Origin of the sequence: Bradyrhizobium sp. DOA1 (assembly GCF_001593325.1) — a bacterium.
Taxonomy (GTDB): domain Bacteria; phylum Pseudomonadota; class Alphaproteobacteria; order Rhizobiales; family Xanthobacteraceae; genus Bradyrhizobium.
Window position 1 is genome coordinate 7,505,097 of the sequence record NZ_JXJM01000001.1, and the last position, 11,653, is coordinate 7,516,749.

Sequence of the window (11,653 nt, forward strand, 5' to 3'; positions counted from 1 at the left end):
TGCGCGGCTGCTCAGACTCCTGCAAGCCCGGCCGACGCGCCGGGCAACTCGCGCGGCGGATGCGTCTCACGCGCGAGAGAGCGACGGCACCTCCTCGGGCATGATCGCCTGGAGGCCCCCGAAGCGGCGTTCGCGGCCGTGGAAGGCGGCGAGCGCCTCGGCGAGATCGCCCGCGTCGAATTCGGGCCACATCCGCTCGGTGAAATGCAGCTCGGCATAGGCGCCCTCCCAGAGCAGGAAGTCCGACAGCCGCTTCTCGCCCGAGGTGCGGATGATGAGATCGACGTCGCGCAATCCGGCCTCGCCCGTGACGAGCTGCGAGAAGGCTTCGCGGGTGAGGCTGGTCAAGGCCGCCGCCTTCGCCGCGGCGTTGAGGATGGCATCGCGCGCGGAATAGTCGACCGCGATGCGCAGATGCAGCTTACCGCCGTCGGCGGTAGCTGCTTCGGCACGCGCGATCGCGCTGGCGATGCCGTCGGGCAGGCGGTCGCGGCGGCCGATCACGGTGAGGCGCACGCCGTTCTCGACCAGGCTCTGCACCTCGCTCGAGAGATAGAAGCGCAGCAGCGTCATCAGCGCGGCGACCTCCACCTTGGGCCTGCGCCAATTGTCCGTGGAGAAGGCGTAGAGTGTGAGCGTGCCGATGCCCTGCTTGGGCGCGGCCTCGACGATACGGCGGATCGTCTCGACACCGGCCTCATGGCCGCGCACGCGCGACAGGCCGCGGCGTGTCGCCCATCTGCCGTTGCCGTCCATGATGATGCCGACGTGAAGCTTGTCGTCGCGGGCTACGAGGTTACTTTGCATGACAAAGTCTCCGGTCAAAAAAGGGGATGATCAGGTCGATGCGATGCCGAGGCGTCCGAACGGCGGCGCGTCGCGGCCGGCGGCCTTGGCAGCATCGCGCACCAGCCGCTCCAGCACGGCGAGATAGTCGAGGAAGCGGCGGCGGCCGGACTTGGTCAGGCGGCAGGTCGTGTGCGGGCGATTGCCCTCGTAGCCCTTGGTCACCTCGACGAGGCCCGCCTCCTGCAGCACGGCGAGGTGCCGGGAAAGATTGCCGTCGGTGAGCCCGCAGAGCTGCTTGAGATCGGCGAAGGCCAGGCCCTTGGGATGCGCCATCAGCGAGGTCATGAGGCCGAGCCTCGCCTTCTCGTGGATCACGCGGTCCAGCCCTTCATAGGAGAAGGGCGCGCTGTCAGACTTCGACATCATGGTCTCCCGACGCGACAAATAGAATGGCCGCCATCAGCGACTGCCCGATCACGAAGGGCAGGCCCATGGTCCACGGCGACAGCAGCTTGGTCTGGCTCGCCAGCGCCACCACCGCGAACCCGGACACGAAATACCAGGCGCCGGCGAGCGCGACGCTGCGCGGCAGCGAGCGGACCGAGGCGAAGATGCCGAGCGACACCAGGATCTGCCAGAGACCGGGCAACAGCCACAGCGTCTCGGCGGCGAACTTCCACATCACCACCGCGAGCAGCACGCCGGCGACGCCGGCGGGCAGGAATTGCTCGACCGCCTGGTGGATCATGGCATCGGCGAGGCCCGAATGATGGCGGCGCGAGCGCGCGCGCATCTCGATCCCTATGATTAGCCCGGAGAGCGCGGCGGCAACGAACCAGCCGATGAAGAAACCGAGCGGCTCGCCGGTGGGATCGTCGAGCCACCAGAATTGCAGAATAGCGGTGATGAGGGCGACGGCACCGGTCGCCGCCATGGTCGCCGGGCCGTAGCCGCGGAAGGCGGTGCCCGCCGCGATCTGGCTGCGGATCGCCACGATGTCGGCCAGTGCCTTGTCGAGATCGCGCATCGGCAACGCCAAAACCTCGTTCCAACCGAGCGTTTCCGGGACCGCTCGCCCCGTAACTTTGTATTGCAAAGTATATACGACTGCAAAGTAAAGGCAAGTCCTCATGCGGGGGCAGACGGTTCGAGCCGGGATGACAACTGGCGGTTGCGCCGCACCTGTCCCGGCGGATAGGATGGATCCAAAAGCATTCCCGGGGGCTGGTATGTGGCTTAGGTCGTTTGTTGTTGTGTGCCTATTGCAGGTGAGCGTCGCTGGATCCGCGCAGGCCGCGGGCCCATTTGGCAGTGTCAATGTCGGCAACTGGATCGGCGGCGCCTTCAGCAATGATGAGACCGGCGCTTTCTCGCATTGCGCGGCGACGACGCCTTACGCGAACGGCGTCATCCTCGTCGTGGGCTACAATTCTGTCGGCACCTGGACGCTGGCTTTCGCAAGCCCGAACTACCGCTTCAAACAGGGCGAGAACGCCGCGATCGACGTCATCTTCGACGGACAGGAGCAGGCCCGGCTGTTCGCCACCGCCAATCAGCCGAACATGCTCACCTCCGTGATGCCGCCCAACGTCGTGCGGACGTTTCAGAAGGCGAGCCTGATGGTCGCGACGAGCGGCCGCACCATTTTGAACTTCAACCTGGCCTCGACCGGTCCCGTAGTGACGGCGTTGGCGAACTGCGTCAACAAAGTCAAAGCCGATGGGCTCAGCAAGGCTGGTGATTTCGCGAAGGGTGCTGCGAAGCCGGCGGCCACGGCGGACAAGCCGGCGTCACCGCCGGCCAGCAAGTCCGCCAAGTCCAAGAGTGGCACCGGGTTCGTGGTCAGCGGCAATGGGCACGTCGTCACGAACCATCACGTGATCGACGGCTGCAGCGACCTCAAGGGCAATCTCACCGGTGAGGCCGCGGTCGCTTTGCGCGTTGTATCGAGCGATGCAACCAACGATCTCGCCCTCTTACAGGCGCCGTCGTCAGTGGCGTTCAAAGAATTTGCCCGAATCCGCGACCGCTCGATACGCTCCGGCGACTCGGTCGTCGCGATCGGCTTTCCCTATCGCGGGCTGCTGAGCTCTGACTTTACCGTGACCACCGGGATCGTGAGCTCGCTGAGTGGCATGCGCAACGATTCGCGTTTTCTGCAGATCAGTGCGCCCGTGCAGCCCGGCAACAGCGGTGGCCCGTTGTTCGACACCACCGGGCAGATCGTCGGTGTCGTCACGGCAAAACTCGATAATCTGCGGATCGCAGTCGCGACCGGCAATATCCCCGAGAACATCAACTTCGCCATCAAGACCGGCGCGCTGCGGGACTTCCTCGACAATTCGGTGGTGCCCTACCAGACCGCGGAGCCCAAGGGCGATTTGAAGACGACCGACATCGCCGCCAACGCCCGGGCCTACACGATGCTGATCTCGTGCAATGCCACGGAACAAGCCGATGCGAAGCGGTAGGCCGCCATACCGTCAGTACGGCGCGACGGCCCGCGCGCGCCGGTGCGGCGGCGGTTGCGGCGGCCGATCCGGGCCGTAGGCAAAGCGGGGATTGCGGTCACAGAACAGCAGCCGGCCGGAGACGCTGGCCTGGCATTGCTCATAGGTGCTGTAGGCACATTCGCCGGGATAATCGTATTCGCCGCCCTGGGCGCACCAGGGATAGTCGCGGGCTGCGGCCGGCGGAACGCCGGCAAAGGCTGCGAGCCCCATGGCAGCCAGCGCCACCAAAACGAGTTGAATCCTGCTCACGGTCCGTCCTCCAGTGCAACGAGGACAGAGCGCCTCTTTTAGCCAGCTTGCGTCAAGTCACGTTATCCGGATCGCCGAGCTGGTTCGCCTTCCTAATATGGCGCGTAGTAGTCATGCCGATACCGCCGCGATGGCCGCTGCTGATTGTAGGCCGCGCGCGGATTGATCCCGCAGGTCAGCAGGCGCCCGGAGACGCTGGCCTGACATTGTTGCAGGGTCCGGTAGGCGCATTCACCGGGGTAGCCGTAGCCTTTGCCCTGGGCGCACCAGGGATAATCATAGGCCGCAGCTGGACCGGTGCCGGCAAGGCTGCCGATACCCAATCCAGCCAACGCGATCGTTGCGAGCATTGCCTTGCGCATCTGCGGCTCCTTGCCGAACGCCTCGGGAATGAAGTCTCTTCCGGAAAACGTCGGCAAGGCCGCAAGGTTGCTATCCGGTCTATTCGACCTTCAGACCGGCGAAATCGACGACCTTCCGCCACTTCTCGGTCTCGGCCTTGATCTCCTCGCCGAACGCCTCGGGCGTCTGCGCCCGCGGCTCGCCGCCGAGCTCGACCAGACGCTTGGCCATGTCGGGCTCCTTGATCACCGCGTTGACCTCGGCGTTGAGCTTGGCGATGATTTCCTTCGGCGTCTTCTTCGGCGCGCCCATGCCGAACAGCGCGCTCGCCTCATAACCCTTCACGGTGTCGGCGATCGGCGCCACGTCGGGCAGCTGCGGCGAGCGTTCCGTCGTGGTGACGCCGATGGCGCGCAGCGAGCCCGAGCGAATGTGCTGGATGATCGAAGGCATGTTGTCGAAGATCACCTGCACCTGGCCCGCGAGCATGTCGGTAATCGCGGGCGCCGCGCCACGATAGGGCACGTGCTGCATCTTGCAGCCGGTCATGGCCATGAACATCTCGCCGGACAGATGCACCGAGGTGCCGTTGCCGGACGAGGCCATGTTCACCTTGCCGGGATTGGCCTTCACGTATTCGATGAACTCGGCGACGTTCTTAGCCGGCACGTCCTTGTTGACGGTCATCACGTTCGGCACACGCTGAAACGAGGCGACCGGCGCGATATCCTCCACGAAGTTGAACTTGAGGTTCTTGTAGAGCGAGGCGTTGATGTAGTTGGCCGGATTGACCAGCTGCAGCGTGTAGCCGTCCGGCTCGGCGTTGATCACCGATTCAGTGGCGATGTTGTTGCCCGCGCCCGGCTTGTTCTCGATCACGAATTGCTGGCCGAGCTTTTCCGACAGCCGCTGGCCGATCAGCCGCGCCAGGATGTCGGTGGCCCCGCCCGGCGGATAGCCGACCACCCATTTCACGGGGCGGGCCGGATAATCGGCGGCAAGGGCCCTCGACAGCGGGGTGGCTGCGAGCGGGCTGGCTGCGAGCAGGCCCAGCGCGGTACGGCGAGTGATCATCTCAAGGGTTCTCCCAGTGTTGTTCTTGAAAGGCCGGTGTCTTGAAAGCGGCGTCGGCGGGGTTGTAACAAAGCTTGCGGAGTGCGGAAAGTGCGCGGAGCGCGCCACGACGAAAGGATAAGGCATGCCGGTCAAGGTTCACGCCCTGGATCATCTCGTGATCAATGTCAGCGACGTCGCGGCGACCGCGGAGTGGTACCGCAAGATTCTCGGCATGGAAGTCAAGGTATTCGATCCGGGCGGCGGCAAAGCGCCGCGGACTTTCCTCACATTCGGTAACCAGAGGATCAACGTCCGGCAACGCGATGCGGACAGGGTGGAGTGGTTCACCGCCGACCATCCGACCGCCGGCGCCGAGGATCTGTGCTTCCTCACCTCCGCCACACCCGACGAGGTGGTGGCGCATCTGAAGGCACACGGAGTTGCGATCGAGGAAGGGCCGGGTCCGAGGCAAGGGGCCCGCGGCACGCTGCGCTCGGTCTACTGCCGGGATCCCGATGGCAGCTTGATCGAGATTTCGTCGTATGAGGATTGACGGGCGGGAGGGGCTCGCCTCAGACACCGTCATTGCGAGCGAAGCGAAGCAATCCAGACTGCCTCCGCGGGAACAGTCTGGATTGCTTCGTCGCAAGGGCTCCTCGCAATGACGGGGAGAGAGCGCGGACTGCCGCGTACGCCCCCCGATTTGCTCCCTACCCCATCCGGTGGCAGGAAGACGCAATAATCATAAGGCAGCCGCCATCAAGATGCAGGCTGCACGGGAGGACACATGCCCATTCAACAGCAAGAAGCCGGAATCGTGGGTCCGTTCGACGGGCTCGACGTGCCCTGGCTGTTGAGGATGCGCGCCGAGGTGCGCAGCTCACATCCATTCCTGATCTGGGCGCCGTTCGATGCGCCGGCGCGGCGCTGGAGCTATGGCGAGTTCCACGAGCGGGTCGGCGCGCTTGCCGCGGGCCTCGCAAAACGCGGCGTCCGGCCGGGCGAATATGTGCTGATCCATCTCGACAATTGCATCGAGGCCATGCTGGCCTGGTTCGCCTGCGTCGAGCTAGGCGCCATTGCGGTCACCACCAACACCCGCTCGGCGCCGGCCGAAATCGCGTATTTCGCAGATCATTGCGGCGCGGTCGCTGCAATCACGCAGCCGGCCTTTGCGGAGATTGTCGCGCAGAGCTGCCGCAACATTCGCTGGATGGCGGTGACCTCGCATGATGCGGGAGTGGCGCCTGCACAGGCGGCCGCGCGCGGCGACAGTTTCGAATCCCTGTTCGGCGACAGTGCCGACCGTCCGAGGCGTCCAGCCGATCCGCTCGCGCCATGCAGCGTGCAATACACCTCTGGCACCACGTCGCGCCCGAAGGCGGTGCTGTGGACCCACGCCAACGCGCTGTGGGGCGCCAAGATCAACGCCGCGCACGAAGACTTGCATGCCGGCGACGTGCACCAGACCTACCTGCCGCTGTTCCACACCAATGCGCTGGCCTATTCCATGCTGGCGACCTTGTGGGTCGGCGCCACCTGCGTGATCCAGCCGCGCTTCTCCGCGAGCCGGTTCTGGCGCGTCGCGCGCGAGCACGGTTCGACCTGGACCTCGACCATCCCGTTCTGCATGAAGGCTCTGCTCGAACAGGAGATTCCGAACGATCACAAATTCCGTCTGTGGGGCACGGCCATCAACGAGCCGCCGGCCTTTGCCGCGTTCGGCATTAAGATGATCGGCTGGTGGGGCATGACCGAAACCATCACCCACGGCATCGTCGGCGAAATCGACCAGCCCAACATCCCGATGTCGATCGGCCGCGCCGCGCCGGAATATCAGATCCGTATCACCGACGACGACGGCCGGCCGACGGAAGTCGGCGGCACCGGCAATCTCGCGATCAAGGGCATCCCGGGCCTGTCGCTGTTCGCCGAATATCTGCACAACGAGAAGGCGACGCGCGAGAGCTTCGACGAGCACGGTTTCTTCCTCACCGGCGACCGCGTCGAGCGCCTTCAAGACGGCTACATCAAGTTCGGCGACCGCGCGAAGGACATGCTGAAGGTCGGCGGCGAGAACGTCGCGGCTTCCGAGATCGAGCAGGTGATCGCGGTCGTCCCGGGCGTGCGCGAGGCGGCCGTGGTGGCGAAATCGCATCCGATGCTGGACGAGGTGCCGGTCGTCTTCATCATCCCGCAAGACGGCGTCGCGGGTGCCGCGCCCGACCTGCAGGACCGCGTGATGGAAGCCTGCCGCAAAGGCCTTGCCGACTTCAAGGTGCCGCGCGAGATCAGGCTCGTCGACGACATGCCGCGCTCGACGCTGGAGAAGGTAGCGAAGGCGGAGCTGCGGAAGATGGTGGGATGACAGCGTCGCGGAACGGCACACTGCCGTAGGGTGGGCAAAGCGTAGCGTGCCCACCAAAAGTCTCCGATGCGATGAACGTGGGCACGGCGCGCGAAAAGCGCGCCTTTGCCCACCCTACGGCAGGAGAGAATGCTGCTTCAAAACGACCCCAGCGCCACCGGGCGGAACGCCTGCAGCAATTGCTGGTCGAGCTTGCCGCCCATGCCTTCCATCATCGTGAAAGCGCGGGAGTGGGTGAAGGGCATGCGGTAGGCGCGCTTCTCCACCAGGGCGGCGTAGATGTCGACGATCGTGGTCAGGCGCACGATGTCGCTGATCTGGTTCGACGACAGGCCGTTGGGATAGCCGGAGCCGTCGAGGAATTCGTGGTGATGCAGGACGACGTCGAGCATCTCCGGCGGGAAGCCGCCTTGGGCTGCGAGCGCGTCATAGCCGCGACGCGGATGCTGGCGGACCTCGGCCATCTCCTCGTCGGTGAGCTTGCCGGGCTTGTCGAGCAGCGCGGCGGGAACGAAGGCCTTGCCGACATCGTGCAGCAGCGCGGCGCGGGTCAGGCGGCGCTGGTCGTCCTCGCGCATGCCGAGATGCTGGGCGAAGGCGACGGCGAAACCGGTGACGAACAGGCAGTGCCGGTAGCTGCCGACATGGTGACAGCCGACCGTGGTGAGCCATTCGCGCAGCGAGGAATGCTTGATCGCCTTCAGGATCTTGCTCTCGGCGGCGATGACGTCGTCGAAGGTCAGGGGCACGCCGAGCGGAAGCTTCTCAAACATCTTGGCGAGCACGCCATGCGCGGCCTCGACGCCGCGGTTGAGCGTCTTGCCGCGGTCGGTCGCGTCATAGGTGGCGGTGTCCGGGAAGGCGGAGCGGATGCGCTGAAGGATGGCGTCGGCCTGGAGCGGGCGCGAGATGGTGTCGGTCGCGCCCAGCGCCCAGGCCTGCATGGTGCCGTGATGCAGGGCATCGGCGAGCACGAACAGCCGCGGCATCGAACGATATGCATCGCCGCGCAGCTTGTTGCGCACCCGCTGCACGCTCTCGGGCGAACGCAGATTGATGTCGACGACGAGGCCGGAGAGATCACGCGACGGCTTCTCGGGGAGGTCCTCGGTCGTCACCGTCGAGACGTCGCCGACCGCCTTCAGGATGCTGGCGAGCTCGCTGCTCTCGTCGCTCCGGTCGGAGGCGAGCAGAAGCCGGCGTTTGGCGGCGGATTTGGCTGAGGCGGTCATGACTTCCCCAAAGGATACCGAGAGCACGGACATATTTGCCTCGAACCTAAGCCGGATCAGGTTCTCCGGCCCTTAAGAGGCGTGCTCAATGGAACCTGCGGGAATTGCCTGCAATTTTAGGGAGTTTGACGGCGGGTAATTCCCAATCGACGTCGAAAACAACCCCATGCACAGTAGAGATGTCATTGATAAGACAAGGATTTTTTCTGACGTTCGATCATGCCTGGAAGGGGTGGCACAAGGCACCGGTTGGGGTATGCCTTGAGAGGCAAATTGCGAGGGCCGTGCGCGCGTAAGGGCCGGCTGACGCAGCAAGAAACAACAAGAGGGAAGAAAACCATGCCGAAGATCGATCGGGGCGGCGTCGGGATTCACTACGAGGTTCATGGCGATGGGCCGCCGCTGCTTCTGACCCATGGCTATTCCTCGACCTCAGCGATGTGGCATGGGCAGGTCGATGCGCTCGCGAAGCATCACAAGCTGATCCTGTGGGACATGCGCGGCCATGGCCAGTCCGATTATCCCGATGATCCCGGCGCCTACAGTGAAGCCATGACCGTCGGCGACATGGCGGCGATCCTCGATGCGGTGGGCGCGATGCGCGCCGTCATTGGGGGTCTCTCGCTCGGCGGCTACATGTCGCTCGCGTTCTATCGCGTGCATCCGGAGCGCGCCCGCGCGCTGCTGATCATCGACACCGGCCCCGGCTTCAAGAAGGACGACGCGCGCGAGGCCTGGAACGCGCGGGCGCTCGCCACCGCCGACAGGCTCGACCGCGAGGGCCTCGACGTCCTGAAATCGGCGACGCGCGAACGCGCCACCGCCAGCCATCGCAACGCCAGGGGGCTGGCGCTCGCCGCGCGCGGCATGCTGACCCAGCGCGATGCCCGCGTGATCGAGCTACTCCCGGACATCAAGGTGCCCAGCCTGATCGTGGTCGGCGCCGACGACACCCCGTTCCTGGCGGCGTCCGACTACATGGCGGTGAAGATTCCCGGCGCACAAAAGGTCGTGATCCCCGCCGCCGGACACGCCGTCAACATCGATCAGCCCGAGGCTTTTGTTGACGCCGTCACGCCTTTCCTGAAGAACTTGCCGGAATAGGCCGATCAAGCAGGGATGTTGGCGATGAAGCGGGCGATGCTGGCTGCGGGCGCGATGTTGCTGTCGATATCGGCGCAGGCCGAGCCGTTCGGCGCCGTGCCGGCGCGCCAGCCTTTCGTCAACACCTTGTCCAACAACGTTCCCCTCGCCTTCGGCATGGATGCCGATCAGACCGCGCGCGCCCTCGGACAGCCGCTGCAATATGTGCGGGGACGTCCCGGCAACGAAATCTATCTCGCGCTTCGCAACATCGGCGGCAGCGGCCTGATCCCCTATCGCCACCGTCTGTTCCTGCAATTCCGTCACGGACGGCTGGCAGGATGGAAGGAGGATTACGGCGAGAACTGGATGTGGGAGTGAGTGGAGGCTCTTCGGGTCGCCGGGAAATCGTATCCGCGCTTTCCTGCGTTGAAGTTGCCACAACGTCATGGCCGGGCGCGTCCCGGCCCTCCACGATCTTTCGGGCGGCACCAAGAACGTGGATGCCCGGGCCTTCGCCGCGCCGAAGCGGCTACGGCCGCGCAGGCGGGACAAAGCCCGGGCATGACGAGTTTGTTGAGCGCGCATAATTCCTAATCGAAGACCAACCAAGAAGGACAACCCGCGTGGGACAAGACATCAAGCTGACCGCCTCCGACAATTTCCAGTTCGGCGCCTATCGCGCCGACCCCGCAGGCAGCCCGAAAGGCGCGGTGGTGGTGATCCAGGAGATTTTTGGGGTCAACCACCACATCCGCTCGGTCTGCGACCGTCTCGCCGGGGAAGGCTATGTCGCGATCGCGCCGTCGATCTTCGACCGGACCTCGCCGAACTTCCAGTCGGGCTATTCGCCCGACGAGATCGCCGAAGCGCGCAAGTTCGTCGCGAGTCCGGATTGGGCCGCGATGCTGCGCGACACGCAGGCCGCGATCGATGCCGTGAAGAGCGTCGGCCCCGTGGGCATCATCGGCTTTTGCCTCGGCGGCAGCATCGCCTTCGTCGCAGCGACGCGGCTGTCGGGGCTGAAGGCCGCGATCGGCTATTACGGCGGCGCGGTCGTGCGCTTCGCCGACGAGACGCCGAAGGTGCCGACGCAACTGCATTTCGGCGAGAAGGATGCCGGCATTCCGCTCACCGACGTCGAGACCATCAAGGCGAAGCGGCCCGAGGTCGAGGTCTTCGTCTATCCGGGCGCCCAGCACGGCTTCCATTGCGACGAGCGTGCCAGCTACGACAAGGCCAGCGCCGACATCGCCTGGCCGCGCAGCATGGAATTTTTTGGGAAGCATTTGCAGAAGTAGCGTGCGCAACTCACCCGGTCATTCCGGGATGCGCCGCGAGGCGCAGGCCCGGAATCCCATACTCCCGATCGTGGTTATGGATTCCGGGCTCGCGACTTCGTCGCGCCCCGGAATGACGGAGGTGACAATTGGGCTGAAGCCTTAGAACCAGCGCTCGCCGACGAACACGGTGTCGCCCGGCGCCAGCGGCGTGCCGAGTGGGACGACGGCGCGCATGGCACCGCCGTTTTCGGTGTGCGTGACGGTGACCATGTCGCGCTTGGCGCGCGGCGAGAAGCCGCCGGCGATGGCGACTGCGCTCTCGACCGTCATGTTCGGCACGTAAGGATATTGGCCGGGCGCGAGGACCTCGCCGAGAATGAAGAAGGGGCGATAGGCTTCGATCTCGACCGCGACCGAAGGCTCGCGGATGTAGCCGTTGCGCAGACGTGCGGCGATCTCGCCGGCAAGCCCTGCCGTGGTGCGGCCGCGCGCCGGCACGGCGCCGATCAGCGGCATGGTGATGGAGCCGCCGGTGTCGATCGCATAGCTGTTGGTGAGACCTTCCTGGCCGTAGACCACGACGCGAAGCCTGTCGCCGGCGTCGAGATGGTAGGAGGCGCCATTGCGCACCACCATCGGCGCGGCGTAACCGACCGGCACGGGCGCAGGCGAAGCGGCAAAGGAATTGCTGAGCGCCGCGATGGCACCACCGCCGTTGTTGGCAACGACGACCGGCTG

At 65.2% G+C, this 11,653-nt stretch carries 14 protein-coding genes; 6 read left to right on the forward strand and 8 right to left on the reverse strand.

Going from position 1 to position 11,653, the window contains the following annotated elements; translation table 11 throughout:
- Positions 1-66: 66 nt before the first annotated feature.
- The 3 genes from SE91_RS34680 to SE91_RS34690 are packed head-to-tail and all read right to left on the reverse strand — an operon-like array spanning position 67 to position 1,816.
- Positions 67-807, reverse strand: coding sequence for a di-trans,poly-cis-decaprenylcistransferase (locus SE91_RS34680; RefSeq protein WP_061850821.1), 741 nt, complete (start codon positions 805-807; stop codon positions 67-69).
- 30 nt (positions 808-837) lie between these two features.
- Entirely contained in the window at positions 838-1,212 is a 375-nt protein-coding gene (locus SE91_RS34685) for a winged helix-turn-helix domain-containing protein (RefSeq protein ID WP_061851472.1), read from the reverse strand.
- Positions 1,199-1,816, reverse strand: coding sequence for a hypothetical protein (locus SE91_RS34690; RefSeq protein ID WP_061850822.1), 618 nt, complete (start codon positions 1,814-1,816; stop codon positions 1,199-1,201). Before SE91_RS34690 ends, SE91_RS34685 begins: the two co-directional genes overlap by 14 nt.
- A 202-nt stretch (positions 1,817-2,018) precedes the next feature.
- Here SE91_RS34690 and SE91_RS34695 point away from each other — a divergent pair, with 202 nt between their 5' ends.
- Positions 2,019-3,260: a S1C family serine protease gene (locus SE91_RS34695; protein ID WP_061850823.1), complete on the forward strand. Its 1,242-nt coding sequence runs from the start codon at positions 2,019-2,021 to the stop codon at positions 3,258-3,260.
- 12 nt (positions 3,261-3,272) lie between these two features.
- On the opposite strand, the gene SE91_RS34700 is transcribed toward SE91_RS34695, so the two are convergent.
- The 3 genes from SE91_RS34700 to SE91_RS34710 form a co-directional block, all read right to left on the reverse strand.
- Positions 3,273-3,551, reverse strand: a complete 279-nt coding sequence (locus SE91_RS34700; RefSeq protein WP_061850824.1) for a DUF3551 domain-containing protein — start codon at positions 3,549-3,551, stop codon at positions 3,273-3,275.
- 92 nt (positions 3,552-3,643) lie between these two features.
- Entirely contained in the window at positions 3,644-3,970 is a 327-nt protein-coding gene (locus SE91_RS34705) for a DUF3551 domain-containing protein (RefSeq protein WP_349541303.1), read from the reverse strand.
- 22 nt (positions 3,971-3,992) lie between these two features.
- A complete protein-coding gene (locus SE91_RS34710; protein ID WP_061850825.1) occupies positions 3,993-4,967 on the reverse strand; it encodes a Bug family tripartite tricarboxylate transporter substrate binding protein in 975 nt (324 codons plus the stop codon).
- A 124-nt stretch (positions 4,968-5,091) separates the two neighbouring features.
- On the opposite strand from SE91_RS34710, the gene SE91_RS34715 reads away from it, so the two are divergent.
- The gene (locus SE91_RS34715; protein ID WP_061850826.1) at positions 5,092-5,502 is read left to right on the forward strand and encodes a VOC family protein; all 411 of its coding nucleotides are present in this window, start codon (positions 5,092-5,094) and stop codon (positions 5,500-5,502) included.
- Positions 5,503-5,736: 234 nt separating this feature from the next.
- Complete coding sequence (locus tag SE91_RS34720; RefSeq protein WP_061850827.1) at positions 5,737-7,317, forward strand: AMP-binding protein; 1,581 nt, start codon at positions 5,737-5,739, stop codon at positions 7,315-7,317.
- A 137-nt stretch (positions 7,318-7,454) separates the two neighbouring features.
- On the opposite strand, the gene SE91_RS34725 is transcribed toward SE91_RS34720, so the two are convergent.
- A complete protein-coding gene (locus SE91_RS34725) occupies positions 7,455-8,549 on the reverse strand; it encodes an HD-GYP domain-containing protein (RefSeq protein ID WP_008540302.1) in 1,095 nt (364 codons plus the stop codon).
- A 339-nt stretch (positions 8,550-8,888) separates the two neighbouring features.
- Between SE91_RS34725 and SE91_RS34730 the strand changes: the two genes are divergently transcribed.
- The 3 genes from SE91_RS34730 (at position 8,889) to SE91_RS34740 (ending at position 10,933) form a co-directional block, all read left to right on the forward strand.
- Positions 8,889-9,653, forward strand: coding sequence for an alpha/beta fold hydrolase (locus tag SE91_RS34730; RefSeq protein WP_061850828.1), 765 nt, complete (start codon positions 8,889-8,891; stop codon positions 9,651-9,653).
- Positions 9,654-9,677: 24 nt separating this feature from the next.
- Complete coding sequence (locus tag SE91_RS34735; RefSeq protein WP_060738034.1) at positions 9,678-10,013, forward strand: hypothetical protein; 336 nt, start codon at positions 9,678-9,680, stop codon at positions 10,011-10,013.
- A gap of 245 nt (positions 10,014-10,258) precedes the next feature.
- Positions 10,259-10,933, forward strand: coding sequence for a dienelactone hydrolase family protein (locus SE91_RS34740; protein WP_061850829.1), 675 nt, complete (start codon positions 10,259-10,261; stop codon positions 10,931-10,933).
- Positions 10,934-11,074: 141 nt separating this feature from the next.
- Here SE91_RS34740 and SE91_RS34745 read toward each other — a convergent pair.
- Positions 11,075-11,653: polysaccharide biosynthesis/export family protein (locus SE91_RS34745; RefSeq protein ID WP_061851474.1), on the reverse strand; the 579-nt coding region annotated here is incomplete at its 5' end.

Coding starts and splice junctions, on each gene's coding strand:
- SE91_RS34680 (WP_061850821.1), bottom strand. CDS start 807: ATGCAAAGTAACCTCGTAGCCCGCGACGACAAGCTTCACGTCGGCATC.
- SE91_RS34685 (WP_061851472.1), bottom strand. CDS start 1,212: ATGTCGAAGTCTGACAGCGCGCCCTTCTCCTATGAAGGGCTGGACCGC.
- SE91_RS34690 (WP_061850822.1), bottom strand. CDS start 1,816: ATGCGCGATCTCGACAAGGCACTGGCCGACATCGTGGCGATCCGCAGC.
- SE91_RS34695 (WP_061850823.1), top strand. CDS start 2,019: ATGTGGCTTAGGTCGTTTGTTGTTGTGTGCCTATTGCAGGTGAGCGTC.
- SE91_RS34710 (WP_061850825.1), bottom strand. CDS start 4,967: ATGATCACTCGCCGTACCGCGCTGGGCCTGCTCGCAGCCAGCCCGCTC.
- SE91_RS34715 (WP_061850826.1), top strand. CDS start 5,092: ATGCCGGTCAAGGTTCACGCCCTGGATCATCTCGTGATCAATGTCAGC.
- SE91_RS34720 (WP_061850827.1), top strand. CDS start 5,737: ATGCCCATTCAACAGCAAGAAGCCGGAATCGTGGGTCCGTTCGACGGG.
- SE91_RS34725 (WP_008540302.1), bottom strand. CDS start 8,549: ATGACCGCCTCAGCCAAATCCGCCGCCAAACGCCGGCTTCTGCTCGCC.
- SE91_RS34730 (WP_061850828.1), top strand. CDS start 8,889: ATGCCGAAGATCGATCGGGGCGGCGTCGGGATTCACTACGAGGTTCAT.
- SE91_RS34735 (WP_060738034.1), top strand. CDS start 9,678: ATGAAGCGGGCGATGCTGGCTGCGGGCGCGATGTTGCTGTCGATATCG.